The 24,704-nt window shown below is 72.9% G+C and carries 21 protein-coding genes; 9 read left to right on the top strand and 12 right to left on the bottom strand.

Annotation, left to right across the window (positions count from 1 at the left end):
* Nucleotides 1-29 precede the first annotated feature (29 nt).
* The gene (locus ABLM29_RS17310; protein ID WP_349715587.1) at nucleotides 30-284 is read right to left on the bottom strand and encodes a WhiB family transcriptional regulator; all 255 of its coding nucleotides are present in this window, start codon (nucleotides 282-284) and stop codon (nucleotides 30-32) included.
* 194 nt (nucleotides 285-478) lie between these two features.
* Here ABLM29_RS17310 and cofD point away from each other — a divergent pair, with 194 nt between their 5' ends.
* The 3 genes from cofD to ABLM29_RS17295 are packed head-to-tail and all read left to right on the top strand — an operon-like array spanning nucleotide 479 to nucleotide 3,282.
* Nucleotides 479-1,495, top strand: a complete 1,017-nt coding sequence (gene cofD / locus ABLM29_RS17305; protein ID WP_349715585.1) for a 2-phospho-L-lactate transferase — start codon at nucleotides 479-481, stop codon at nucleotides 1,493-1,495.
* 8 nt (nucleotides 1,496-1,503) lie between these two features.
* Nucleotides 1,504-2,457 (top strand): coenzyme F420-0:L-glutamate ligase, encoded by a 954-nt coding sequence (locus ABLM29_RS17300; RefSeq protein ID WP_349715582.1) that lies wholly within the window; start codon nucleotides 1,504-1,506, stop codon nucleotides 2,455-2,457.
* Between the two features lie 51 nt (nucleotides 2,458-2,508).
* Nucleotides 2,509-3,282: a DUF3105 domain-containing protein gene (locus ABLM29_RS17295; RefSeq protein ID WP_349715580.1), complete on the top strand. Its 774-nt coding sequence runs from the start codon at nucleotides 2,509-2,511 to the stop codon at nucleotides 3,280-3,282.
* A 110-nt stretch (nucleotides 3,283-3,392) separates the two neighbouring features.
* On the opposite strand, the gene ABLM29_RS17290 is transcribed toward ABLM29_RS17295, so the two are convergent.
* Nucleotides 3,393-4,511, bottom strand: coding sequence for a mannose-1-phosphate guanylyltransferase (locus tag ABLM29_RS17290; RefSeq protein ID WP_349715579.1), 1,119 nt, complete (start codon nucleotides 4,509-4,511; stop codon nucleotides 3,393-3,395).
* 62 nt (nucleotides 4,512-4,573) lie between these two features.
* Here ABLM29_RS17290 and ABLM29_RS17285 point away from each other — a divergent pair, with 62 nt between their 5' ends.
* Nucleotides 4,574-5,335, top strand: coding sequence for a TIGR03089 family protein (locus ABLM29_RS17285; protein ID WP_349715577.1), 762 nt, complete (start codon nucleotides 4,574-4,576; stop codon nucleotides 5,333-5,335).
* Between the two features lie 57 nt (nucleotides 5,336-5,392).
* Here the strand turns inward: ABLM29_RS17285 and ABLM29_RS17280 are convergent, their stop codons facing one another.
* The 3 genes from ABLM29_RS17280 to ABLM29_RS17270 all read right to left on the bottom strand — a co-directional run bounded on the left by ABLM29_RS17280 (nucleotide 5,393) and on the right by ABLM29_RS17270 (nucleotide 10,267).
* Complete coding sequence (locus ABLM29_RS17280; RefSeq protein WP_349715575.1) at nucleotides 5,393-7,606, bottom strand: FG-GAP-like repeat-containing protein; 2,214 nt, start codon at nucleotides 7,604-7,606, stop codon at nucleotides 5,393-5,395.
* Between the two features lie 206 nt (nucleotides 7,607-7,812).
* Complete coding sequence (locus ABLM29_RS17275; protein WP_349715573.1) at nucleotides 7,813-8,961, bottom strand: endonuclease/exonuclease/phosphatase family protein; 1,149 nt, start codon at nucleotides 8,959-8,961, stop codon at nucleotides 7,813-7,815.
* Between the two features lie 73 nt (nucleotides 8,962-9,034).
* On the bottom strand, nucleotides 9,035-10,267 hold the full coding sequence (locus ABLM29_RS17270) for a hypothetical protein (protein WP_349715571.1): 1,233 nt from the start codon (nucleotides 10,265-10,267) through the stop codon (nucleotides 9,035-9,037).
* 134 nt (nucleotides 10,268-10,401) lie between these two features.
* Between ABLM29_RS17270 and ABLM29_RS17265 the strand changes: the two genes are divergently transcribed.
* Genes ABLM29_RS17265 through ABLM29_RS17255 form a run of 3 tightly spaced genes read left to right on the top strand, consistent with a single transcriptional unit; the run spans nucleotide 10,402 to nucleotide 13,891 of the window.
* On the top strand, nucleotides 10,402-11,553 hold the full coding sequence (locus ABLM29_RS17265) for a hypothetical protein (RefSeq protein ID WP_349715568.1): 1,152 nt from the start codon (nucleotides 10,402-10,404) through the stop codon (nucleotides 11,551-11,553).
* Nucleotides 11,550-12,806, top strand: a complete 1,257-nt coding sequence (locus ABLM29_RS17260; RefSeq protein WP_349715565.1) for a hypothetical protein — start codon at nucleotides 11,550-11,552, stop codon at nucleotides 12,804-12,806. Before ABLM29_RS17265 ends, ABLM29_RS17260 begins: the two co-directional genes overlap by 4 nt.
* Nucleotides 12,803-13,891, top strand: coding sequence for a glycosyltransferase family protein (locus tag ABLM29_RS17255; RefSeq protein ID WP_349715563.1), 1,089 nt, complete (start codon nucleotides 12,803-12,805; stop codon nucleotides 13,889-13,891). Before ABLM29_RS17260 ends, ABLM29_RS17255 begins: the two co-directional genes overlap by 4 nt.
* A 15-nt stretch (nucleotides 13,892-13,906) precedes the next feature.
* On the opposite strand, the gene ABLM29_RS17250 is transcribed toward ABLM29_RS17255, so the two are convergent.
* Genes ABLM29_RS17250 through glf form a run of 4 tightly spaced genes read right to left on the bottom strand, consistent with a single transcriptional unit; the run spans nucleotide 13,907 to nucleotide 18,840 of the window.
* The gene (locus tag ABLM29_RS17250) at nucleotides 13,907-14,677 is read right to left on the bottom strand and encodes an ABC transporter ATP-binding protein (RefSeq protein ID WP_349715561.1); all 771 of its coding nucleotides are present in this window, start codon (nucleotides 14,675-14,677) and stop codon (nucleotides 13,907-13,909) included.
* Entirely contained in the window at nucleotides 14,677-15,597 is a 921-nt protein-coding gene (locus ABLM29_RS17245) for an ABC transporter permease (protein ID WP_349715560.1), read from the bottom strand. Before ABLM29_RS17245 ends, ABLM29_RS17250 begins: the two co-directional genes overlap by 1 nt.
* Entirely contained in the window at nucleotides 15,590-17,650 is a 2,061-nt protein-coding gene (locus ABLM29_RS17240; protein ID WP_349715558.1) for a glycosyltransferase, read from the bottom strand. Before ABLM29_RS17240 ends, ABLM29_RS17245 begins: the two co-directional genes overlap by 8 nt.
* Nucleotides 17,647-18,840, bottom strand: coding sequence for a UDP-galactopyranose mutase (gene glf / locus ABLM29_RS17235; RefSeq protein WP_349715556.1), 1,194 nt, complete (start codon nucleotides 18,838-18,840; stop codon nucleotides 17,647-17,649). Before glf ends, ABLM29_RS17240 begins: the two co-directional genes overlap by 4 nt.
* A gap of 93 nt (nucleotides 18,841-18,933) precedes the next feature.
* Between glf and ABLM29_RS17230 the strand changes: the two genes are divergently transcribed.
* Nucleotides 18,934-20,040, top strand: a complete 1,107-nt coding sequence (locus tag ABLM29_RS17230; RefSeq protein WP_349715554.1) for a phosphatase PAP2 family protein — start codon at nucleotides 18,934-18,936, stop codon at nucleotides 20,038-20,040.
* Here the strand turns inward: ABLM29_RS17230 and ABLM29_RS17225 are convergent.
* The gene (locus tag ABLM29_RS17225; RefSeq protein ID WP_349715552.1) at nucleotides 19,967-20,938 is read right to left on the bottom strand and encodes a glycosyltransferase family 2 protein; all 972 of its coding nucleotides are present in this window, start codon (nucleotides 20,936-20,938) and stop codon (nucleotides 19,967-19,969) included. The genes ABLM29_RS17230 and ABLM29_RS17225 overlap by 74 nt on opposite strands.
* Nucleotides 20,935-21,840: a glycosyltransferase family 2 protein gene (locus tag ABLM29_RS17220; RefSeq protein ID WP_349715551.1), complete on the bottom strand. Its 906-nt coding sequence runs from the start codon at nucleotides 21,838-21,840 to the stop codon at nucleotides 20,935-20,937. Before ABLM29_RS17220 ends, ABLM29_RS17225 begins: the two co-directional genes overlap by 4 nt.
* A 72-nt stretch (nucleotides 21,841-21,912) precedes the next feature.
* Here ABLM29_RS17220 and ABLM29_RS17215 point away from each other — a divergent pair, with 72 nt between their 5' ends.
* Nucleotides 21,913-22,689, top strand: coding sequence for an inositol monophosphatase family protein (locus ABLM29_RS17215; protein WP_349715549.1), 777 nt, complete (start codon nucleotides 21,913-21,915; stop codon nucleotides 22,687-22,689).
* 112 nt (nucleotides 22,690-22,801) lie between these two features.
* Here the strand turns inward: ABLM29_RS17215 and ABLM29_RS17210 are convergent, their stop codons facing one another.
* Entirely contained in the window at nucleotides 22,802-24,262 is a 1,461-nt protein-coding gene (locus ABLM29_RS17210) for an LCP family protein (protein WP_349715548.1), read from the bottom strand.
* Nucleotides 24,263-24,704 lie beyond the last annotated feature (442 nt).

Raw genomic sequence — 24,704 nt, 5'->3', positions numbered from 1 at the left:
CCGTTGTGGCAACGGCGGTGTCGTCAGACTCAGACCGCGCGCTTCTTCAGCTTGCGCCGCTCGCGCTCGGACAGCCCACCCCAGATGCCGAACCGCTCGTCGTTCATCAGCGCAGCCTCGAGGCACTCGATCCGGACCTCGCAGGTCTGGCAGACCTTCTTGGCCTCCCGCGTCGATCCGCCCTTCTCCGGGAAGAACGCCTCGGGATCCGTCTGCGCACAGAGTGCGCGCTCCTGCCAGCCCAGTTCCTCGGACTCAGCCTCGACCAGGAAGAGTTCCCTCACTTTTCCGCCCCTTTCGACCCCCGACGCGCCGTTCGTGCGGCCACTTTTCCCTTCGGCTGCCTTGCCGGAGGGCCCCCGTGCCTTGAACGACGCTAATGGAATTACACGCATGTCATACACGCTGAGTCAAGCCTTCGTCTGGTATTTGCAACCCCCCGCAAAACACTCAGCACACGACCGGCAGAGTTGTCCCCATGGAGAAGTTGACCGTCCTGTCCGGCGGCATGGGGGGCGCGAAGTTCCTGCAGGGCCTGTTGCACGGCCTCCGCAGCGGGCTGCTGCCCGGAGTCGCCCCCGAGGCCGAGGTGACCGTGATCGCCAACAACGGCGACGACTGGTGGATCCACGGCCTCAAGGTCTGCCCCGACCTCGACACGGTGATGTACACGCTAGGGGATGGCATCGACCCGGACCGCGGGTGGGGTCGGCGGGCGGAGACCTGGAGCGCCAAGGAGGAGCTGGCGGCGTACGGCGTCGAGCCGACCTGGTTCGGCCTGGGTGACCGCGACATCGCCACCCACCTGGTGCGCACCCAGATGCTGGAGGCCGGCTACCCGCTGAGCGCGGTGACCGAGGCGCTCTGCCGCCGCTGGCTGGCGCCGGGGTACGGCGACCGGGTGCGCCTGCTGCCGATGACCGACGACCGGGTGGAGACCCACGTCGCCGTGGAGGACCCCGACTCCCCCAGCGGGCTGCGCGTGGTCCACTTCCAGGAGTACTGGGTCCGGCTGCGCGCCGAGGTCGCGGCCCGCACCGTCGCCGTGGTCGGCCTCGAGGAGTCCCGGCCCGCCCCCGGGGTGGTCGAGGCGATCACCGGCGCGGACCTGGTGGTCCTGCCGCCGTCGAACCCGGTGGTCTCGGTCGGCACCATCCTCGGCGTGCCGGGGATCCGCGAGGCGGTCCGGGAGACCGCGGCACCCGTCGTGGGGCTCTCCCCCATCGTCGGGGACCGGCACGTGCGCGGGATGGCCGAGCAGATGCTCACCTCGATCGGCGTCGAGGTCAGCGCGGCCGGCGTCGGCCTGCACTACGGCGCCCGGGCCGCCGGGGGCGTGCTCGACGGCTGGCTGGTCGACGAGCGCGACGCCGGGCAGGTCGAGCGCGTCCGCGCGGGCGGGATCGCCTGCGCCGCCGTACCGCTGATGATGACCGACCACGACGCCACCGCCGCGATGGCGGCGGCCGCGATCGAGCTGGTGGCGACCCAGTGACCGGGCCGGTGACCGGCACGACCGCCGGCCTGACCGTGCACGCCCCCGACGGCGTGCCCGAGGTCGCGGCCGGCGACGACCTCGCCGCCCTCCTCGTGCCGCTGCTCGACCTGGCCGACGGCGACCTGCTCGTGGTTACCAGCAAGGTCGTCAGCAAGGCCGAGGGCCGCGTCGTCACCGGCGACCGCGAGGCCTGGATCGACGCCGAGACAGTCCGGCCGGTCGCCGTCCGCGGCGCGACCCGGATCGTGCGCAACCGCCTGGGCCTGACCATGGCCGCCGCCGGCGTCGACGCCTCGAACGTGGCCGCCGGCTCGGTGGTGCTGCTGCCGCTGGACCCCGACGCCTCCGCGCGCCGCCTGCGCGCGGGCGTGGCCGCGCGCGCGGCCGTCAACGTCGGGGTGATCGTCACCGACACCGCCGGGCGCCCGTGGCGCGAGGGTCAGACCGACATCGCGATCGGCGCCGCCGGCGTGACCGTGCTGGAGTCCTTCGCCGGCCGCGTCGACGCGCACGGCAACCCGCTGGCCGTCACCGCCCCCGCGGTCGCCGACCAGGTCGCCGGCGCCGCCGAGCTGGCGCAGGGCAAGCTCGCGGCCCGCCCGTGCGCCGTGGTGCGCGGGCGGCCCGACCTCGTGCTGCCCCCCGGTGAGGACGGCCCGGGCGCCGCCGCGCTGATCCGCGCCGACGGCGGCGACATGTTCGGGCTCGGCGCGCGGGAGGCGGTCGTCGCGGCGGTCGCCGGGCGCCCGGAGGACCGGCTCCCGTTCGGCGCCCCGGCGTCGGCGGGCGACCTCGCCACCGCGCTGGCCCGGACCGGGACCCCCGCCACCGTGGTCGGCGACGACGAGGTCCGCTGCGCCGCCGGGACCCGGGTCGCGGTCGCGATCGTCGCCTTCGCGCACGGGTGGGAGATCCACGAGGGGGCGGCCGATCTCAGCATCCGCCCGGTGACTCCGTAGACTTCGCGCCGACCACCCCTGTCCCACCCCTGATTCCGAGGTAACCCTCCCGTGGCCAAGACGAAGACCGCGAAGTCGGACCGCCAGAAGGTCATCGACGACATCCGGCGCTCCCAGCGCAACGCCGAGAAGCGCCAGGGGCGGATCATCGTGGTCGTCTGCGTGGCGATCGCGCTCGTCATCGTCGGCCTCGCGGCGTACCCCGCCGTCAGCGGCTGGCTCGACCGCCAGCAGTACAAGGACAAGGCGCTGGCCGAGATCGGCGCCTCCGCCGACGTCTGCGAGCCGGTGGTCACCCGCAGCGCGGAGGGCAACCAGGACCACGTCACCGAGGGCACCCCGGTCGACTACGAGTTCGCGCCGCCGGCCTTCGGCGCCCACTGGAACGTGGGCGGCGGCGTCGCCCCGGTGAGCATCGACCGCCGCTTCTACGAGGCCGGCGACCGGCCGCCGCTGGAGGCGCTGGTGCACAACCTCGAGCACGGCTTCACGGTCCTCTGGTACGACGAGACCGCCGCCGAGGACGACTCGACGATGGCCACGATCAAGTCGATCGCCTCCACGCTCGACGTGAACGACACCAACAACCGCTACTCCTTCATCGCCGTCCCGTGGACGTCGGAGGACGAGAACGGCGCGTCGTTCCCCGACGGACAGCACATCGCCTTCACCCACTGGACCGCGAAGGGCGGCAAGTCCGGCGACAAGCAGCAGGGTGTGTGGCAGTACTGCTCCGAGCCGAGCGGCGCGGCGCTGGACCGGTTCATGAAGGACTACCCCTACACCGACGCGCCGGAGCCCATCGGCGGCGCCCGGATGAGCTGACCCCGCGAGTCGGCACCAACTGACAGCAGCAGGGCGCGAGTCGGCAGAAACTTTCTGCCGACTCGCGCCCTTGCTGTCTGGACCGGGCGTGAGTTTCTGCCGAGTCGCGCTCAGGTGAGGTGGGTGCGGTCCGTCGCCTTGAGCGTCGCGACGACCCGCTTCACGTCCTGCGCACGGGCGCGGGTGGTGACCAGCACGGCGTCGCCGGTGTCGACCACGACCACGTCCTCCAGGCCGACCACGGCCACCGTGCGGCCCGACGCCGGCACCACGAGCCCCGAGGCGTCCTCGGCGATCACGAGCGACTCCTCCCCCAGGACGGTGACCGGGGCGTCGCCGCCGAGCAGCGTGGCCAGGGAGTCGAAGTCGCCGACGTCGTCCCAGCCGAACGCCCCGGGAACGGTCGCGACGCGCCCGACGGCCGCCGCGGGCTCGGCCACGGCGTGGTCGATGGCGATCTTCGGCAGGGTGGGCCACCGCTCCTCGAGCGTCCCCGGCTCCGCCGCGATCGCGCGCAGCGCCGCCGCGAAGTCGGGGTCCTGCTCGGCGAGCAGGTCCAGCAGCACGCCCGGGCGGACCACGAACATGCCGGCGTTCCAGCGGTACTCCCCCGAGGCCAGGTAGGTCTCGGCGAGCGCCGTGGACGGCTTCTCGACGAACGAGGCGACCCGGCGCGCGCCGGGCAGGCCGTCGAGCGGCTCGCCCTGGTGGATGTAGCCGAAGGCCGAGGAGGGCGCGGTCGGCTCGATCCCGAGCGTGACCAGCCAGCCCTCCCGCGCGGCCGCCACCGCCGCGGTGACCGCCGCCGCGAAGGCCGGCTCGTCCTCGATCACGTGGTCGGCGGCGAAGGAGCCCATCACCTCGGCGCCCCGGCGCTCCAGCACGGCGGCCGCCCAGCCGATCGCCGCCATCGAGTCGCGCGCGGACGGCTCGGCCAGGACCGCGGCCCCGTCCAGCACACCGGCGAGCTGGCCGACCACCGCGTCCCGGTGGGCGCGGCCGGTCACCACCAGCATCCGGTCCCCGGCCAGCGGCGCGAGCCGGTCGGTGGTCTGCTGGATCAGCGTCCGCCCGCGGCCGGTGAGGTCGTGCAGGAACTTCGGCGACGCCGAGCGGGACGCCGGCCACAGCCGGGTGCCCGCGCCGCCGGCCGGGATCACCGCCCAGAAGCCGTCGAGCGAGCCGGGGCCGTCGGGAGCGTCGGTGGCGGCGGAGGGTGCGGCGCACATGCGCGGCAGCGTAGAGGATCGGCGGTGCCGCCCGCGGCGGAGTCAGCACCTATCCTCGCCGCGTGAGCACCGGCACCCCCAGCAACGCCCCCGGCGGCACCCCGCGGACCTTCGCCGAGATCCTCGACGCGCGCCTGCGCCAGGACCCGGGCCGCCCCCTGGTGACCTTCTACGACGACGCCACCGGGGAGCGCGTCGAGCTCTCGGTCACCACCTACGCGAACTGGGTGGCCAAGGCGGGGTCGCTGCTCGTGGACGAGCTCGGCCTGGAGCGGGGCGACCGGCTGCGGATCGACCTGCCGCCGCACTGGCTGGGCCCGGTCTTCCTCGGCGCCGCCTGGCTGGCCGGCCTGGTGGTCAGCGACGCCGACGACCCCGAGGCCGTCGTCTGCGGTCCGGGGTCGCTCGACCGGTGGGCCGGCGAGGCCGACGACCGGGTGGTGCTGGCGTGCGCGCTGCTGCCGCTCGGGGTGCGGTTCCGCGACGGCGTACCGGCCGGCGTGCACGACGTGGGCGTCGAGGTGTGGTCCCAGCCGGACGCGTTCACCCCCTGGGACCCGCCGAGCGGCGAGGACCCGGCGCTGGAGGTCGCCGGCGCGGAGACCCCGGCTGCCGAGATGTGGCGAGCGGCCGCCGCCGGGGATCTGCTCCCCGGCGGCGGCCGCCTCCTCTCGGTCGCGAACCCGGCTTCCCCACCAGGAGTCGCGACCTTCACCGAGCCGCTCGTGAACGGCGGCTCGTTGGTCCTGGTCGCACAGGCCGCGCAGCAGCGGCTCGAGGCGATCTACGTCGCCGAGCGCGCCACCGCACGCTTCCCTGCCTGAGCGACCAGGACTGCTCTTCCCCGGTTCCCCTCCCCGGTCCGGCCCGGTCCGGCCCGCTCAGCCGGCCAGGTCGTAGTCCGACATGTCGCCGAGCAGGACCCGGGAGCCCACGCCCTTCGAGGTGGTCGGCAGCAGCCAGAGCTCCTTGGTCGACCGGCTGCGGACCAGCAGGTCGGCGTGGCCGTCGTCGTCCACGGACGAGACGCCGACCGTCCAGTCGTAACCGCCCAGCACCGCGCCGAGCGACCGGCTGACCGTCCAGCCGCCCGGGCCGTTGCCGGTCCACACCGTCAGGTCGGGCCCGCTGCGGACCAGGCTGTCCGGCGCGCCGTCGGCGTCCCAGCGGCCGATCGCGATGTTGCGCTTGCCCCGGACCGCGCTGTGGGCGACGTACCCGGCCCGGAGGCCGTCGAGACCTCGGCCCGGGTAGATCATCATCGACCCGCCCTTGGGCTGCCCCATCAGGTCCGGCCAGCCGTCGCCGGTGGTGTCGCCGACGGCGGCGATCAGGCGGACGCCGCGGAAGCCGCTGCTGATCTTGATCGCCTTCGGGTCGAACTGGCCCTCGCCGAGGCCGCGGTACAGGTAGAGGCTCTCCCGCTCGCCCTTGCGCCGCACCAGCAGGTCACCGAAGCCGTCGCGGTCCCAGTCGCCGGCGCGGAACAGCCCGGCCGCCCCGGAGAGGTCCAGGCCCGTGTCGATCACCTTGCTACGGGCCACGACCTGCCCGCGCTTCTTGTTGTAGCGCAGCGGGACCACGACGCCGCGACCGTCGGAGGCGCGGCGCACCACCAGGTCGGGCAGCTCGGTCGCCGCCAGGTCGGACTCCAGCTCCCGGCCCGACCAGCCCACCTGGTTCTTGGCGGCGAGCGTGCGGATCCGGCCCAGCTTGGCGTAGAGGTACTTGCCCGGGCAGGCGGTCGAGTCGGCGTCGCGGTGCCCGTTGATCGCCTGGAAGTTGCGCGAGGTCACGTACTGCTTCGTCGAGGACGCGTCGACGCCGTGCAGCGAGAGCTTCCAGGCGAAGAGCGCGCCGTAGGCGCGGACCGTGGCGGCCGAGGGCTTGGTGACCTCGTAGTTGCCGATCGCCGACATCGCGAACGCGTCGTCGTTGTAGCCGAGGGTGTGCGCGCCGACGACGGGCCGGTCGACGCCGCCGTAGCGGCCCTCCCAGATCCGGCCGAACCGGTCGACCAGGAAGTTGTAGCCGATGTCGCTCCAGCCGCGCGAACGCGTGTGGTACGCGTAGATGCCACGGATGATCGACGGCACCTGGGCCTTGGTGTAGTCGTTCGCGTTGACCGTGTGGTGGACGAACCCGGCGTGCACCTCGTAGTAGTGCAGCGAGGGACGGTCCCGCATCCGCTCGTCGGCGCCCCACTGGGCCCGGGAGAAGATCTTCGGCTTCGGGGTCGAGGCCGCGGCGGAGAGGGTGAGGTCCCCCTCCTCGTCGGTGCCGTCGGCGGTGTCCGTGCCGTCGGTGGTGTCGTCGCCGTCGGCCGGGTCCTCCGGCGTCCCGGCCTCCGGGTCCGTGGCGGGGTCGGTGACGTCCGAGCGGGGGGCGGTGCGCGCCGCGTCGAGCTCGGCGGTGTCGATCTCCGGGGTCTCCCGCGCCATGCTCCGGTCGGCGCCCGGGTCGATCACCGCGAGCTTCATGTCGGACGGCGCGGCGTCCTCGGTGTTGATCCGGACCTGCACGCGGTCCACGTCGCCGATCAGCAGCGGGTCCGAGCCCGGGCGGGCGTTGCGGGCCTCGAGGCTGTCCGGGTCGGGGCCGTGCTCGTCGTGGTACTCGATGGTCGTCCAGCCGGACCAGCGGCCGCCGGTGCGCGTGCGGGCCTTCAGGCCGATCGCGTCGTCCCCGACCTCGGTGCCGTGCGCCCAGGTGACGCCGACGGCGCCGTACCCCTCGACGGGCAGCGCGTCGGTGAGGATCTCCGTGCCGCCCGCCTTGGTACGCCGGACCTCGGCGCGCAGGGCGCCGGGGGCGATCCGGGCGCCCTTCGGCGCGGTCAGGGAGTACTCGTCGACGACCGGGTCCACGGGCGCGGCGGCGACCTTGGTCGGCACCGTCGCGGCCCGCAGGTAGGCGACCTCGCCCTTGTCCGCGCGGGACGGGGTGCTCTCACCGGCCGGGAAGGGCCGGACGTCCATGGTCACGATGCGGGCGGCCGGCGTGAGCACGGCGAGGATGACGGCCAGCGCCAGGAGGTGCTGGCAGATGATGACGAAACGACTCCGACGAGCCGCGTCGGGCACGAGGAAAGACATGGCAGATCGACTCCATCGTGTGAGGGGAAGGATTCACACGAGAAGCAACTTTCACAGCAGTCACACGCGTTCGGTAGATTTCGTGAGTAACTACACGGTTGTAATTTCTACTCGACACGCCGAGGCTCCGGAGATTTGTCAACTCCTCACGGAATTCTCGGGACGACGTCCCGGGTACCGCAGCCGGGCGGCCACCTCACCGTCGGTCAGGACGGGCAGAGGGCGCTCTCGCCGGTGATCCGGTAGTCCGCGCGGACCGGCCGGTGGTCGGAGGCGGTCGCCGCGATGACGGACGCCGAGACCGGCACGACCCCCTCGTGCGCGTAGAAGAGGTAGTCGATCCGACCCCGCGGGTTCGTCGCCGGGTGGGTGAGTCCGGCGCCGGCCCCGACCGCCGCCCAGGTGTCGTTCACCGCGGAGCGGATGATGCCGATCACGTTGTCGCCGGGCCAGGCGTTGAAGTCGCCGCCCATCACCACGGGGTTGGGGTCGGCGCGGACGATCGGCGCGATCGCCTGCGCCTGCCGCACCTTGAGGTAGTCGATCTTGTTCTGCAGGTGGGTGCTGTAGAGGCTGACCTCCACGCCGTCGACGTCCACCACCGTCTTCAGCAGACCACGCTGCTGGCCGCCCGCCCCGTTGGGGAGGTGCGTGTTGCTGCTGGACACGATCGGGAACCGCGACAGCACCGCGGTCCCGTACGCCGACGAGCCCCCGTAGCTGACGTTCGCACCGAAGCTGGACTCCATGCCCAGGCGCGCGGCCAGCCACGCCGCCTGGTCCACGCGGCCGGTGCCCGCGCGGAACCGGTCCACCTCCTGCAGGAGGACCGCGTCGGCCCCCGACGCCGCCAGGACCCGCTGGATGGCCGCGAGGCCGCCGCCGACGCGGGCGGACTTCATGTTGTAGGAGACCACCGTGATCGTCGTGCTGACCTCGGTCACGTCGCTGCAGCCCGCGGACTTCGCGAGCGCCTTGCGCTCCACCCGCTTGCGGAACGCCTGGGCGAGCGCGGCCCGCTCGGCGCGATCGGCCGCCTTGCGCCCGTCGGCGGCACCGCCGCTGCCCTTGCCGCCGGCCTTGACCGTCTTCGACGCCTTGCCGGCCTTGCCCGCCTTGCCGGCCTTCCCCGTCGTGTCGGCGGTCCCGGTGTCGGAGGGCGTCTCGGTCGCACCGGTCGTGCCCGGCGCGGCCGCGGTCGTCGCGGCGGAGCCCTCGGTCACCTGGATCTCGTCCGCGGCGCCGTCCGGCAGCGCGCGCCACGCGACGGCGAGCACCGCCACGATCGCGACGGCGACGGCGACCGGCAGCCAGCGCATCAGGCGCGTGAGGGCGGTGTCGGCCCGACGACGCATGACGGCCTCCTCCTCTCGCGCGCGGCGTTCCCACCGACGCTACCCCGGTTCGCGCCGCGGCACCGGCGCTCGGTCAGCTGCGGCGTCGGCGCCGCAGCTCCTCGCGGCGGCGGCGCAGCCGCACCAGCGCATGAGCGTAGGCGACGAGGTCGGTCACGGCGGCATCGACGGGGTCCTCGGCCGCCGACCAGGCGCGGGGACCGGCGACCTCGCGGCGGAGGCGCCGGGCCATCCGCTTGCGCCGCTTCGGCGGCAGCAGCCGCTCGCTGCGGCGGCGGACCAGGCGACGCATGCCGCGCGCCCCGTGCCGGGCCGCGGCCAGCAGCTCCTCCTCCGACGGCGGCACGTGGGCGTCCTCGACCGCGTGCTCGGCCCCGTCCCCCGGCACCGGCAGGTCGGCGAGGTCGCCGTGCACGACGACCCCGTGCCGGCGTACCGCGTCGCGGACGGTGCGGTTCCAGCCGAGCGCCGCGGCCAGCGTCGCCCGGTCGAGGAGCGCACGGCGCTCCTGCGAGCGTCGCTCGCCGAGGGTGGTCAGGCCGAGGTCGTTCTTCACGACGGTCTGGTCGCGGACCTGCTCGAGCTCGATCGCGGCGTTGACCCGGCGCACCACCTCGGCCGAGGGGTAGCCCAGGGACTCGTTGGCCTGCTGGGGCTCCGTGGCGTAGTCGCCGCCGTCGACGCCGAGCACCTCGCAGAAGCGGCGCCACAGCAGGTCCTTGGGCGCGCCCGGCCGCGGCACGACGACGACGTGCACCTGCTCCGGCGGCAGGACCGAGGTCCACACGGCCAGCATCCGCGGGATGTCGACCGCCTCGGCGAACCGGGTCGCGGTCCTCGCCCCGAGGCGCGAGAGCAGTCGCCCGCCGCGGCCCCCGGCGGCGGCGGAGAGCCGGACCATCTGGCGGAACCGCGGCCACGTCGTCGTACCGCCGCTGGTGACGGTCGTCTGCCACAGCGCGGGCACCACCGAGGCCGTGTCGCGCACGGTGATCACCACGCGCACCTCGCACCCCGCCAGCGAGTCGACGACGCGCTGCGCCTGCCGGGCGTCGGCGAACGCCAGGAACTCCATCGAGAGCAGCGAGACCGGCTGGTCGCTGGTGCGCATGCCCTCACTGACCCGCGCCCAGGCGCCCTTGTTGCGGGCCCGCACGAACCGGTCGTGCGCGCCCATGCCGAGCAGCTCCTGGACGGCCCAAACCTGCTCGCCCCAGCCGTCGCCGGCCAGCTCGACGCCGCCGTCGAGCAGCGCCTCCGCGTTCGCGTAGGCCTTGCCCTGGAGATAGGTGGTGCCCGTCTTCATCGCTCCGATGTGGAGGACGACGGCGTGATCGTGACGCTCGGGCACCTGACCTCGGCTATTCGACAGACCTGCAAAGGTGCGGACAACGGACCTGCAAGAGGGCGGACGGACGGCGCACACAATAGCCTGTCCCGGTGCCCAGCCCCACGCCACTGAGCCGCGGACCCCTCGACGACCCAGCGCCGCGCGCCGGCCTCGGGTGGGCGCTCGCCCTCCGCGCCGGCGACGTCACCCCCTGGCCGGCGTGGCGCGACTCGGCCGCCGCCGACGCCCCGGCCGGGGCCCCGGGCCTGCCCTTCCTCCCGGGGGCCCAGCAGCTCGAGCTGCTGCGCCGCCTCAACGTGGCGGCGGACGGCCGGCCGCTGCCGGCCGGGCTGGCCGACCGGGTGCTGCGCGCTGGCAGCACGGACCGCGGCCGCGGCGACCTGCCGCTGGCCGGCGGCGGCGCCGCCAGCCCGTTCGGTCCCCCGCCGGTGGACCCCACCGACCTGCCCGCCGAGGACCTCCTGAAGGTGGCGGCGGGCATGATCGCCGAGGACCTGGCCGCCCGCGCGGCGCGCCGCGAGCCCCGCGACCGGCGGGCCCGGTGGCGTGCCGGCCCCGCCTACGCGGGCGACCCCTGGGCGATCGAGTACGCGCGGCACGACCCGCGCTGGGCGCGGCCGCCGCGCCGCGAGGGTCCGGCGTACGTGCTCGCCGGGGACCTCGGCACCCTGGCCGCGCACGCGTGGGCGGGCCGCGCCCTCGACGGCGCGGGGCTGGACCTGCACGGGTGGCTGCGCGACCGGATCACGGCCGACAGGCTGCCGCCCGCGCTGGACGTGGTCGCGCACGCCCGCGCCGCCGCCGAGCGGTACGGCGTCGCGCGCACCGTGATCGTCACGGACCCGTCCCTGCTGCCGGCCCGCGACCGGCCGGCGCCTCCCCCACGTGTCGGCGTCGCCGCGGTCGAGCTGACCCGGCGGGTCGGGCGCCCGCTGGGCCTGATGGTCGCCGGCCCGGAGCGCCGGCGGCTGCTGGCGCACCACCTGGTGCCGCTGCTGGCGGCGCGGCCGGGCGCGGCCGCCGACCCGCTGACGGTGCCGGAGCGCTGGCTGCCCCCGCTGGCCGCCCAGGCCGACCTGATGACCCGGGCGCTGACCCGCGCGGGCTACCCTGTGCTGGGCTCCCTCGAGCAGCTCGTTCCGACCGTCGCCCCGACCGGGTCCTCCCGGGAGCCGGAGCCGGCAGCAGCTCTCGGCCTGGCCCTGGACCTGCTTGTCGACCCGAAGGACGGTGCCTGGTGACCCGCCGGATCCTCCTCCACGTGGGGACGCCGAAGACCGGGACGTCGTACCTCCAGGACGTGCTGTTCCACAACCGGCCGCTGCTGCGCGAGGCGGGGATCGCCTATCCGGCGGACCGCTTCGACGCCCACTTCCTGGCGGCGCTCGACCTCATGCAGCTGCCCTGGGGCGGCCTGGAGCAGGAGGCCGTCGGCGCCTGGGACCGGCTCGCCGGCGAGGCGGCGGAGACCACCGACGGCACCGTGGTGATCAGCCACGAGATCCTGGCCCGCGCCGGCCGCGCCCACGTCGACCGGGCGCTGCGCTCGCTCGGCCGCGACGAGGGCGCCGAGATCCACGTGCTGGTCTCGGCCCGCGACCTGACCCGCCAGATCCCCGCGGAGTGGCAGGAGAACGTCAAGCACCGCGCCGAGCTGGGCTACCGGCAGTTCCTCGAGCAGATCACCGACCCCGAGCGCCGCTCGCGCATCGCCTCGTGGTTCTGGGGCGTCCAGGAGCTGCCCGACATCCTGGACCGCTGGGCCGCCGACCTGCCCCCGGAGCGGGTGCACGTGGTCACGGTGCCGCCGCCGGGCTCCGACCCCGGCCTGCTGTGGCAGCGCTTCACCGAGGCCTTCGGCCTCGGCGGCCTGGCGCTGGACCTGGGCAACGACCGCTCCAACCCGTCGCTCGGCGTGCCCGAGACCGCGCTGGTTCGCCGCATCAACCGGTCGATGAACGCCCAGCTGCCGCCGCCGGACTACCGCCCCCTGGTGCGCGAGCTGCTCGCCCACCAGACGCTGTCGCAGCGTCGCGGCTCCCCGCGGCTCTCGCTGCCGGCGGACCTGCGCGGCTGGGTGCACGAGCGCGAGGAGCAGTGGGCCGCCGAGCTCGACAAGCGCGGCTACGACGTGGTCGGCGACCTCGCCGACCTGCGCGGGACGGACCCCTCGGACACCCCGGCCACCCCGGACACCGCCAGCGGCACGGACGGCGCGCCGGCCGTGCGGTCGTGGCCGGACCCCGACCAGCCCGACGAGGCGGCGGTGGCGGCCGCCGCGGTGGACGCGATCGGCAGCCTGCTCACCGAGGCCGCGGCCGCGCGGCACGAGGTCGAGCGGCTCCGCGCGGCGCTCGCCGGCGCCGAGCACGAGCTCGAGCAGGCCTACGAGCACCCCGGCCACCCGCTGCGCGTGAAGACCGTCCGGGTGCTCGAGGCGCACCGGTCCGGGCGGCTGGCGCTGCGCGTCTACCGCTGGGTGCGCGGCCGATGACGACCCCGCAGGACGGGCGCCTCGCCGTCACCGTCACGACGCTGAAGGACAGCCTCGCCAACGTCCGGGAGTTCGTGACCGCGAACCTCGCCAACGGCGTGGACCACCTCGTGGTCCTGCTGGACGCGCCCGCCGCCGAGGGACAGCCGGAGGTCGCCGCGTGGCTCTCCGAGCGCCCCGAGGTGACCGTGATCGCCACCGACGGCGACTGGTGGCGCGGCGGCCGGCCTCCCGGGCTGAACCGCCGCCAGCGGATCAACGCCAACGCCGTCCGGGTCGCGCTGCGCTCCGTCGACCGCGCCGAGTGGCTCTTCCACATCGACGGCGACGAGGTCGCCGTGCTGGACCGCGCGGCGCTGGCCGAGGTCCCGGCGACCGCCGACGCGGTGCACCTGCGGCCGCTGGAGGCGGTGGCCCAGATGCACCCGGAGGGCCGCCCCACCCTGTTCAAGCAGCTGCTCGACGACGACGACCTCCACCTGCTCGCCACCCTCGGTGTGATCGAGCGCGCCCACAACGGCACCTACCTGCGCGGCCACGTCGAGGGCAAGAGCGGCGTCCGGCCGCGCTCGGAGGCCCAGCTCTCCCTGCACCGCCCCGTCGACGCCGCCGGCCGGCCCCTGGAGCCGTACGCCGACCCGCGGCTGAGCCTGCTGCACTACGAGTCGTTCTCCGGCGAGGAGTTCGTCCGCAAGTGGGCCGCGATGGTGGCCTCCGGCCCGTCGACGACCCTGCGCCCCCTCCGCGAGGCCACCGGGGCGGCGCTGCGGGCGCTGCTGACGAAGGACCTGCCCGCCGAGGTGCGCGAGCGCCACCTGGCCCGCATCTACGAGCGCACCCGGGTCGACGACGTGGACACGCTCGCCGAGCTCGGCCTGCTGGTCGAGGTCGACCCGGCCGCCGGGACGCACCGGCCGGCAGCGCTCACCGACGCCGAGCGCGCCCGGTTCGCGGCCGCGATCGCCGAGGTCGCCGCGCTGCCGAAGGCACGGTTCCACCCGTCGCCGCCGCAGGAGGACCGGTCCGGCAACGGGCCCGGCCCGGGCCAGCGCCGGGGCCGGCGGGCGCAGGGGCGGTCGGGCTGACCGCCGGGGCGACGATCAGATGTCGTCGCCCAGCCCCTCGTCCTCTTCCTCGTCGACGAGGTCGTCGTCGTACTTGAGGTACTTCAGCCCGGCGTCGGTCGGGCCGTCGAAGCCGACCCGGCCCTCCTCGAGCACGATCACCCGGTCGCACATCTTCCGCACCGAGCCGCTGGAGTGGCTGACGTAGAAGAGGGTGCGGCCGCCGTCGCGGACCTCCTGCATCTTCGCCATGCACTTGCGCCGGAACGGCCGGTCGCCCACGGCGAGCGCCTCGTCGGCGAGGAAGATGTCGGAGTCGACGTGGATGGCGACGGAGAAGCCGAGGCGCGCGCTCTGACCCGAGGAGTAGTGGCCGACCTGGGTCTCGAGCTTCTTCTCCAGGCCGGAGAACTCGACGATCTCGTCGAACTTGCGCATCGTCTCGCGCTCGGACATGCCCAGGATCGCCGCGTTGAGGATCAGGTTCTCCCGACCGGTCAGCTGCGGGTGGAACCCGGCGCCGGTGGCGATCAGGCCCGCGATCCGGCCGCGCCGGAGCACCTCGCCCGAGTCGGGCCGCATGACGCCGCTGATCATCTTCAGCAGCGTCGACTTGCCCGAGCCGTTGAGACCCATCAGGCCGATCGACTCGCCCTGCTCCACCGTGAACGAGACATCGTCGACGGCCTGGAAGGTGTCCGAGGTCTTCTGGCCGCGGGCCAGCGCGACGGTGATCTCCTTGAACGTGCGGTGGTAGCGCAGCGTGAAGGTCTTCGTCACGTTGGTGCACTGGATCGAGGTCGTCATCACAAACGCTCCGGGATCTTGTTCTCCAGCCGGGAGAAGATCAGCTGCGCCACGACCAGCAGCACCGCGCTCGCCACCACGCACGCCAGGCCGATCAGGATCAGGTTGTCCGGCATGCCCGTGGCGATCAGCGCCTCCGGGTCGTCGGTGGTGCCGACCCAGAACGCGCGCTGGAACAGCAGCACCGCGTCGGCCAGCGGGTTGAACAGGTAGAACTGGCCGATGGCCGGGCCCAGGCGCTGGTCGACCATCTCGTAGGAGTAGATCATCGGCACGCCGAAGCGGACGAAGAGCAGCAGCACGCTGACGATGTTGCCGAAGTCGCGGAAGAACACGTTCGCCACGCTGAAGACGAGCGCCACGGCGGTGCCGAGCAGCATGATCATCACCAGCGCGATGACGGCGGCCGCCATCCCGACCGGGTCCGGCGTCCAGCCGTAGGCCAGGCAGGCGATGATCAGGATCACCATCTGCGGCACGACGTGGTAGAGCGAGACCAGCATCGTCGCCACCGGGAACATCTCCCGTGGCATCGGCATCTTCACCACGATCGACTTGTTGCGCACGATCGAGCGGGTCCCCGCGCCGAAGGTCTCGGCGAAGAAGTGCACGACGACCAGGCCCGCGAAGATGTGGATCGCGAAGTTCGGCACCTCCTTGTGCAGCTCGAGGATCTTGCCGATCACGAACCAGTACACGAAGAACTGCGCCAGCGGGTTGATGTAGGACCACAACAACCCCAGGAACGAGCCCTGGTAGCGCGCGCTGATCTCGCGGCGCACCAGCAGCTTGAGCAGGTAGCGCCGCCGGAAGACCGCGAGCAGGCCGTTGTTCGCCGTCGGAGGCGTCAGCGGCACGTCGCTCAGGTCCCGGTGGGCCGGCGCCTCGTGCGCCGGCCCTTCGATGGCGGTCTCAGCCATCCACGTCCTCCGCGGGGGCGTCGTCGAGCCACGGCTCGAACGTCTTCTCCCACGTCTCCGGGGAGGTCAGGTCCTCCAGCGCGGCGCGGTACTGCTCAGCGAGCTCGTCCCAGTGCAGCGCGAGCTGCCGGTGGATGTCGACCGTGCGCTTCATCAGGTCCACGAAGCGACCGCGGTCGCGCCGGTAGAAGGCGGCGGCCGAGCCGTCGGGCAGGGAGACCAGGGCCGAGTCGTACCGGGCGATCTTGTGCCACCGGGCGTCCTGGGCCATGATCTCGGCCTCCGGGAACTCCTGGGCGTCCTCGCGCGGCTTGCGCAGCTGGCGGATCGGCTGGATCAGCGCCTGCAGCGTCGCGGCTCGTCCGGAGATGATGGGCGAGGGCTCGCGGCCCTTGCGCGGCAGCTTGTGGCGGCGTACCTCCGGCAGGCCGGAGGGGTCGCTGAGGTAGGTGGCGTCGTCGAAGCCCTTCACCAGGGACTTCAACTCCGGCAGCGTGGTGCCCAGCACCTCGTGCAGGCGGCCGGGGCCGGCCAGCACGTCCATCAGCGCCTTGTGCCGCAGCTCCACGGTGGAGTACTGCATCGACACCATGTGCTTGATCTGGTGGTTGAAGCTCTCCTGCACCATCCGGCCGCCGCGCGGGTACTTCGAGTGCAGCAGCGCCGCGATGAACCGGTTGCGGACGTGGAAGTAGGACTGCCAGTCGAGCGCGTCGTTCTTGTCGGTCCACGGGACGTGCCAGACCGCGGCACCGGGGAACGTCACCGTCGGGAAGCCGGCCTCCTTGGCGCGCAGGCCGTACTCGGAGTCGTCCCACTTGATGAACAGCGGCAGCGACAGGCCGATCTCGCGCAGCACCTCGGTCGGGATCAGGCACATGAACCAGCCGTTGTAGTCCACGTCGATGCGGGCGTGCAGCCACCGGGTCGAGCGCAGGTTGCGCTCGGAGAGGTCCCAGCCGGGGAAGACGCCGGGGGCCGAGCCCCACCAGAAGGTGTACGGCGCCACCTTCTCGCCGAAGCTGTGCAGCTGCGTCTTCTGGTAGATGCTGAACATGTGGCCGCCCACGATGGTGGTCTTGCGGCACAGGTCGCCGAACACCTGGGCGCGGACGATGCCCTCGGTCTCGCACTCCACGTCGTCGTCGAGCATCATCACGTACGTCGAGCGGCCGGACTTGAGGCCCTCGTACTGGGCCCGGGCGAAGCCGCCGGAGCCGCCGATGTTGCCCTGCTCGATCACCCGGAGGCGGTCGCCCAGCGCCTTGGCGGCGGCCGGGAAGTACTCGGAGTCGGTGACCAGCTGGGTGCCCTGCTCCATCACCACGACCTCGTCGACGCAGCCGTCGAGCTCGTCGGCGTCGCCGAGCTGCTGGAGCAGCTTGGCGCAGAAGTCCTGCCGGTTCATCGTGGTGATGCCGATGGTCACGGTGCCCGTGGGCGCCTGCTCGACCGGGACCTCGGCGGTCCACTCCGCGGAGCGGACCACCGCGTCCTCGTCGGCGGCGATGACGTCGTACCAGTACCAGCCGCCGTCGGTGAACGGCTTGAGGGAGAGGTCGAAGGTGAACTCGCCGCCGCTCCCCTCCACGGTGGCGGAGTCCACGCGCTGGGAGCGGCCGTTGGCCATGGAGCGGTAGACGATCACGCTCGCACCGGCGCCCTCGACCCTCACCGTCAGCTGGATCGCGCTGACGATGGTGTGCCGGCGCCAGTAGGAGGCCGGGAAGGCGTTGAAGTAGCTGCCGAAGGACATGGTCTCGCCCTGGGGGACCTTGAAGGCGGTCCGCGACAGGATCTGGTCCGGGTGCACGATGCGGTTGCGCCGCGTCGCGCTCTGCATGCGGGAGGCGATGGCGTTCGCCTCGTGCGCGGCCCGGCTCGTGCCCAGGTCGAACTTGTCGGCGTCCAGCGTGGCCGGCTCCGGGTCGACGTAGAGCTGGATCACGTCGGTGTCGCGGTCCGTCGGCATGATCTGCCGCATCAGCCGGACCCGGGTGGTCGCCTCCTCGGCGCCCGTGGTGGTCCCGGTCGTGGTCTCGGTGACGGTCATGCGTCCACTCCCCCGCTCTCCAGCGGCGCGCCGTCACGGAAGTGCGGCACGAGCTTGTTGTCGAACATCGACAGCGCCGACCCGATGGCCATGTGCATGTCGAGGTACTTGTAGGTGCCGAGGCGGCCTCCGAAGAGCACCATCGGCTCGGCCTTCGCACGCTCACGGTACTTGAGCAGCTTGGCCCGGTCCTCGGCGGTGTTGATCGGGTAGTACGGCTCGTCGTCGTCCTCGGCGAAACGGCTGTACTCGTGGACGATGATCGTCTTGCCCGGGATGTGGGTCTTCACGCGCTCGGGGTGGAAGTGCTTGAACTCCAGCACCCGGGTGAAGGGGACCTCCTGGTCGTTGGCGTTCACCACCGACGTGCCCTGGTAGTCGTCGACGTCGACGACGCTCTCCTCCAGGTCCACGGTGCGCCAGGAGAGCCGGCCCTCGGCGTTGTCGAAGTACTCGTCGACCGGGCCGGTGTAGACGATCGGGACCTTGCCCTTGTAGTCGTCGGCCACGTCGAAGAAGTCCACGCCGGTGCGGACCTCGATGTTCGGGTGGTCGGCCATCCGGCTCAGCCACGCGGTGTAGCCGTCGACGGGCAGGCCCTCGTACTTGTCGGCGAAGTAGCGGTTGTCGAAGGTGTAGCGGACGGGGAGGCGGGTGATGATGTCCGCGCTCAGCTCCTTCGGGTCCGTCTGCCACTGCTTGGCGGTGTAGCCCTTCACGAACGCCTCGTAGAGCGGGCGGCCGATCAGGCTGATCGCCTTCTCCTCGAGGTTCGTGGCGTCCGCGGTGGCGATCTCGCTGGACTGCTCCGCGATCAGCGCGCGGGCCTCGTCCGGCGTGTGGGACTTGCCGAAGAACTGGTTGATGAGGCCCAGGTTCATCGGGAACGAGTACACCTGGCCCTGGTACTTCGCGAAGACGCGGTGCCGGTAGTCGGTGAACGACGTGAACCGGTTCACGTACTCCCACACGCGCTCGTTGGAGGTGTGGAACAGGTGGGCGCCGTACTTGTGGACCTCGACGCCGGTCTCCTCGTTCACCTCCGAGTAGGCGTTGCCGCCGAGGTGCTCGCGGCGCTCGAGGATGAGGACGCGCAGGCCGAGCTCGGTGGCGCACCGCTCGGCGATGGTCAGGCCGAACAGGCCCGAACCGACGATCAACAGGTCGGGAAGCTCTTGGGGGGTCGACACGACGGGCGATTCTAGCCGCCCCGGCGGGCGATCCGGGCTTCGCCGTGTGCCCACGCACGCGCGGCGGGTCGTTGTCCCTCTAGTCTTGGCCAGGTGAACACCAGGTACGGCTTCGTGCGCGCGGCACGGCAGTTCGGCCTGGCCTGGGCATGCGGCCTGCTCATGGCCGCCCTGATGGTGCTGATCGCGGCGGTGCAGGACCTGCCGATCCGCGACCCCGACGACGTCATGCCCGGCTACATCCAGTTCCCGCTCATCGTCCTGGCGGCGATCGCGCTCGACATCGTGCCGCGCGTCGCGCACCGCGCGCGGGTACGCCGCTCCTGGCGCCCGCGCGCGCTCCGCGGACTGCTCGGCGAGGTGGTCGGCGAGCGCTGGCCTGCCTCGCACTGGTGGTTCGCGCTCAACGGGCTGCTCGCCTGGTACCTCTGCTACGCGACCTTCCGCAACGTGAAGTCGATGGCGCCGTTCGTCAACCCGCGGGAGTGGGACGCGACCCTGGCCCAGATCGACCGGTTCCTCTTCGCGGGCCACGACCCCGCGGCGGTCATGCACGCCTGGTTCGGCACCGGCTTCGCGGCCCACCTCCTCTCCTTCGTCTACGTCGCGTGGATCGCGCTGGTCCCCGTCTCGATCGCGATCGCGCTGGTCTGGACCCGCCAGACCACCGCCGGCGCCTGGTTCGTCACGGCGCTGGCCGTGGACTGGGTGCTCGGCGCGCTGCTCTACCTGCTGGTGCCGACCGTCGGCCCGATCTACTCCGACCCCGGCATGTTCGACGAGCTGCCGCGGACCTACGTGACCCGGCTCCAGGAGGGGATGTGGGACGACCGCGTCGCCGTGCTGGCCGACCCGCGGGGCGCCGACGCGCTGCAGACCATCGCCGCCTTCGCCTCGCTGCACGTGGGGATCATGGTCACCATCTGCCTGATCGCGCGCCTGGTCGCGGTGCCCCGCTGGGTCGAGATCAGCGCCTGGGTCTTCCTGGCGCTGACGGTGCTCTCCACCGTCTACCTCGGGTGGCACTTCGCCGCCGACGTGGTCGGCGGGGTCGCGCTCGGCTCGTTCGCCGTCTGGCTGGCCGGCGTCGCCACCGGGAACCGGGTCGGCTGGCGCGTGCGCCTGGTCAGGCCCGAGCAGGCGGCAGGGCCGCTGGATCCGGTCGGCGCATCCGACGCGCGTCCCTCAACGCTCGACTGACGTTGCGCGCCTCGGCGCGGCCGCCGCGCAGCGGGCTGAGCGCCACGACGGCGCCCGCGATCAGCCACGGCTTCGCGCGCACCAGCGCGTTCTCGCCGTACCGGAAGTGGACCGCGAACAGGTTGCGGTACATGAAGTACCCCTTCCAGCCCGCCAGGTCGTGCTGCTGGTTGAAGTCGAGCTGGCGCACCAGCACCGCGTCCCGGACGGCGTTGACGGTGAAGCCGGCGCGGCGGGCGCGGACGACGTAGTCCACGTCGTCGTAGAAGATGAAGTACGACGGGTCCGGGAAGCCGATCCGCGCCACCACCTCGCGCCGGACCAGGAACCCCTCGAAGGCCGCGTTCTCCACCGGGACGGTCGCCGGCATCGCGGCCCGCTCGCCGAACGTCGTCTCCACGCTCGCGGTCTTCGGGCGCACCGAGAGCGGGTTGCGCAGGTCGAACCGCGTCGCCGCCTTCTCCACCAGCGCGCCGGAGAGGTCCTCGCGGACCGCGACCAGGCAGTCGCCCTCGGCCTCCAGCAGCCGGGTCAGGCAGTCGGGCGCGGGGACGACGTCGTCGTCCATCAGCCACATCACGTCGTAGCCCTCGTCGAAGGCCGTGCGCAGGCCGAGGTGGAAGCCGCCCGCGCCGCCGAGGTTCTCCTCCGCGTGGATCGGCACCAGCCCGGGGAGCGTGCAGGCCTCGAGCACCGCGCGGGTGTGGTCGGTGCTGGCGTTGTCGACCACGAACACGGCGTCCGCCGGGCGCTCCAGGCCGGCCAGGCCGGCCAGCATCCCGGTCAGCAGGTCGGCGCGGTTGAAGGTGACCACGACGACCGCGACGCGCTCGCGGCCGGGCGCAGGCTCGGCGGTGTGCTCGGCGGTGTGCTCGGCGGTGTGCTCGGCAGGGGTCACGACAGGTACCGCTCGTGGCCGGAGAAGTCCCCGCGCAGCCCGGCGGCGCCGGCGCGGGCGCTGAGCACGATCCGGGCCGGGTCGGGGCGGGTGAACAGGTAGAACCAGAGCGTCTTCACCCAGAACAGCAGCACGTGGACCCACCCGCGGTAGTCGCGCAGGTTGAGCACGTTGTTGCGGGCCATGCAGTAGTGCTTGAGGTCGCTGGCGGTGTGGTTGTAGGTGGTGCGCCCGAACATCATCGGCGTGCCGAGGTCGTCGGTGGCCGGGTGGGAGAACCGCGCCCCGACCACCGTCGCGATGCGGGCGCCGGCGCGCTCGGCGCGCCACAGGTACTCCACGTCGTCGCCCCAGATGAAGAACTCGGCGCGCGGCGTCCCGATCCGCTCGACCAGGTCGCGGGTGACCAGCACGCCGTTGAACGGGATCACGACGCCGTCGATCAGCCCGCCGCCCCGCGCCCCCGCCGCCTCGACGTCGGCCATGGCGTGCACCACCCGGGTGCCGCCCGGCAGCCGGATCGGGAAGCAGAGCCGCTCGGGGTCCTGCTCGGCGACCACCGCCGGGCCGCAGAACTCCAGGCCGTCGCGCTCGACACGCTCCAGGAGCAGGGACAGGCAGTCCGGGGCGGGCAGGCCGTCGTCGTCCATCAGCCAGACCAGGTCCGCGCCCTCGGCCATCGCCCAGGCCACGCCCTCGTGGAAGCCGCCGGCTCCCCCGGTGTTGCGCTCCAGCGTGCGGTGCTCCACGCCGGCCTCGCGCAGCCAGGCGCCGGTCCCGTCGGTCGAGGCGTTGTCGACCACGAGGATCCGGTCCAGCCCGTCCGTGGCGCGCAGCCGCTCGACGAGGCGCTGGAGGAGGGTGAGCCGGTTGAAGGTCACCACCACGGCCTGCACGCGCACGGCGCACACCCTACTTCTCGGTCACCCCCGGCCTGGCGTTCGGGGCGGATTCGGTTCGGCTACGGTGGCCGCGTGGACACCGACGCCGTGCTCGAGCTCCTCCAGGACGTCGCGGCCGAGGTGATCAACCCCCGGTTCCGGACGCTCGCCGACCACCAGGTCAGCGAGAAGAACCCGGGCGACCTGGTCACGGTCGCCGACCACGAGTCCGAGGTGCGGATCACCGACGCCCTGCGGGCGGCGTACCCGGACGCGCTGGTGCTCGGCGAGGAGGCGATGGCCGCCGATCCCGGCCTGCTGACCGCGTTCGCGGCCGCCGAGCACGCGTTCACCGTCGACCCGGTCGACGGCACCAAGAACTTCGTCCACGGCTCCCCCGACCACGCGGTGATGGTCGCCGAGGTGCGCGGCGGCGAGGTCGTCCGCGGCTGGATCTGGCAGCCGCAGCACGAGGCGGCGTACGTCGCCGAGCGCGGCGCCGGGGCGACGCTGAACGGCGAGCGGCTGGTCGTCGCCGACCCCGGGGACGCCTCCTACCGCACCGCCCGCTGGGCGTGGCGCGGCCGCGAGCTGGCCGGGCTGGGCGAGCTGGAGATCTCCTGGGCGTGCTGCGGCGTCGACTACCCGCACGTGATCGCGGGCGACGCCAGCGCGCTGCTCTACAACCGCAGCATGCCCTGGGACCACCTGCCCGGCGGCCTGATCCTCACCGAGGCGGGCGGCCACGTCGGCCTGCACGACGGCGGCGCCTGGCACCCGCAGACCCACCTGGGCGGGCTCGTCGCCGCCGGCTCCCGCGAGGTGTACGACGGCGTCGTCGCCTCCCTCGCCGCCTCCCCCCTGCCCTGACCGCGCGAGTCGGCACAAACTTACGGTCCGGCACGGCCCGCTGGGCGCGAGTCGGCAGAAACTTTCTGCCGACTCGCGGGGCAGAGCCGTCAGTTTGTGCCGACTCGCGCTCTCAGCAGGCGCTGGCGAGGTCGTCGGACTCGTTGGCGGCGTAGCCGGTGTCCCGGGTGCCGAGCGAGCCGCCGGTGACCGGCTGGTCGACCTTCTTCTTGTTCTTCTTGGTCGTGGGCGCCGGCGCGGTCCCCTCGGAGCGCTCGATGGCGTCGGAGACCATGGATCGGACGAGGTCGATGTCGGGGTCGGCGGTGTTGATCCGGGGCGGGACCAGGGAGACCGTGGCGACCTTCTGGCTGCGCGCCTTGAGCGCCAGCTCGAGGAAGGTGCCGACCTCGGAGGAGGGCAGGTTCGTGGAGAACACTCCGGTCGCCGCCTTGGCCAGGGCCTCGAAGTTGGTCAGCGCCGCCTCCGGGCTGACCTGGTGCAGGAACGCGTTGAGCACGCACTTCTGCCGGGCCATCCGGGAGTAGTCGTCGGAGCCCTCGCGGGCCCGGGCGTACCAGAGCGTCTCGTAGCCGGTGAGCTTGCGGACACCCGGCTGGATGTAGCCGGTGACGTCGCTGCCGAGGCCACCGACCGGGATCGGCTGGCGGATGTTGAGGGTCACGCCGCCGATCGCGTTGACCAGCTCGCGGAAGCCGTCGAGGTTGACCATCGCCCAGTAGTTGATGCTCAGGCCGGTGACGCCCTCGATCGCCATGATCGTGGCGTCCACCCCGGGGTCATCGGAGTCGCCGAACAGGTCGGGGTGGTCGCCGGCCCAGGTGCTCACGCCGTTGAGGTAGCAACCGTCGCAGTCGAAGCCGTCGGGGAACTGCTCGGCCATCACCGAGCCCTCGCGGAACGGGAAGTTCTCCATGTTGCGGGGCAGGCCGATCAGCACGGTCTTGCCGGTCACCTCGTCGATGGAGGCGACGGTCATCGAGTCCGGCCGCAGGCCCCACCGGCCGGCGCCGGAGTCGCCGCCGAGCAGCAGGACGTTGTAGCGGCCGTGGTGGGCGTCGGTGACCTGGCCGTCGCCGAAGAGGGCGATGGCGAGGTCGCGCTGGACGCCGACCAGGTGGGCGCCGAAGAGCAGGCTGCCCGCGACGCCGAAGCAGAGCAGCCCGTTGACGCCGACCGCGGCGCGCCGGTGCGGCATCCGCAGCGAGAGCGGCTGACCGATCCGCCAGGCGTCCATGAAGAGCGCGGCCCAGCCGATGGCGCCGGCGAAGAGGCCGAGGCGCAGCAGCAGCAGGAGGTCGCTGTTGAACGCCAGCCGCAGCGCGAGCTTGTGGTCGAGGAGGCTGATCACCAGCATCAGCAGGCCGGCCAGCCACAGGACGGCCCAGATCCGCAGCGCGATCCGGCCGACGCGGCGGTTGCCGGCGATCAACTGCGCCGAGCCCGGCGCGATCAGCGTGAAGCCCATCAGGGTGATCGCGCGGCGGAACCTGACCCGCGCGGCACGGTCCGCGACGCCGTCGGCTGCGGTGCCGTCGGGCGACGCGGATGACGCGGCGGTGCGTTCGGACATGCGGTGGTGTCTCCTGCTGGGGAAGGGCGCAGTGGACCAATATCACCAGTCACACCCGCCACAGCAGTGGCGACTCGCCGGGCGGCGTACGTCGCCGTCGTCTCACCCGCGTCGCGGGATCGGTGGTTTCGAGGCTCGCTCCGCTCGCACCTCAACCACCGGCACCGGCTCGCTCCGCTCGCACCTCAACCACCGGCCACACCGGTGGTTGAGGTGCGAGGCGCCCCGGCGCCGAGCCTCGAAACCACCTCAACGCTCAGGCGGCGGCGAGGCGCGCGATCTCGTCGGCCGACGCGTTGCCGCCGGTGCACACGACGGCGACCGGCCCGGCCGCCTGGACCCGGGCGGATCATGAAGCGCTCGCAGACGCAGTTCATCCAGCAGTGGCGCCAGACCGGCAGGATCAACGCCCACGTCGAGGAGTCCATCTCCGGGCACGCGC

Source organism: Nocardioides sp. YIM 152588, from assembly GCF_040191335.1.
GTDB lineage: Bacteria > Actinomycetota > Actinomycetes > Propionibacteriales > Nocardioidaceae > Nocardioides.
This window is presented reverse-complemented; position numbering and strand designations above follow the sequence as displayed.

Coding starts and splice junctions, on each gene's coding strand:
- cofD (WP_349715585.1), top strand. CDS start 479: ATGGAGAAGTTGACCGTCCTGTCCGGCGGCATGGGGGGCGCGAAGTTC.
- ABLM29_RS17290 (WP_349715579.1), bottom strand. CDS start 4,511: ATGTGCGCCGCACCCTCCGCCGCCACCGACGCTCCCGACGGCCCCGGC.
- ABLM29_RS17280 (WP_349715575.1), bottom strand. CDS start 7,606: ATGTCTTTCCTCGTGCCCGACGCGGCTCGTCGGAGTCGTTTCGTCATC.
- ABLM29_RS17275 (WP_349715573.1), bottom strand. CDS start 8,961: ATGCGTCGTCGGGCCGACACCGCCCTCACGCGCCTGATGCGCTGGCTG.
- ABLM29_RS17270 (WP_349715571.1), bottom strand. CDS start 10,267: ATGAAGACGGGCACCACCTATCTCCAGGGCAAGGCCTACGCGAACGCG.
- ABLM29_RS17255 (WP_349715563.1), top strand. CDS start 12,803: ATGACGACCCCGCAGGACGGGCGCCTCGCCGTCACCGTCACGACGCTG.
- ABLM29_RS17250 (WP_349715561.1), bottom strand. CDS start 14,677: ATGACGACCTCGATCCAGTGCACCAACGTGACGAAGACCTTCACGCTG.
- ABLM29_RS17245 (WP_349715560.1), bottom strand. CDS start 15,597: ATGGCTGAGACCGCCATCGAAGGGCCGGCGCACGAGGCGCCGGCCCAC.
- ABLM29_RS17240 (WP_349715558.1), bottom strand. CDS start 17,650: ATGACCGTCACCGAGACCACGACCGGGACCACCACGGGCGCCGAGGAG.
- ABLM29_RS17210 (WP_349715548.1), bottom strand. CDS start 24,262: ATGTCCGAACGCACCGCCGCGTCATCCGCGTCGCCCGACGGCACCGCA.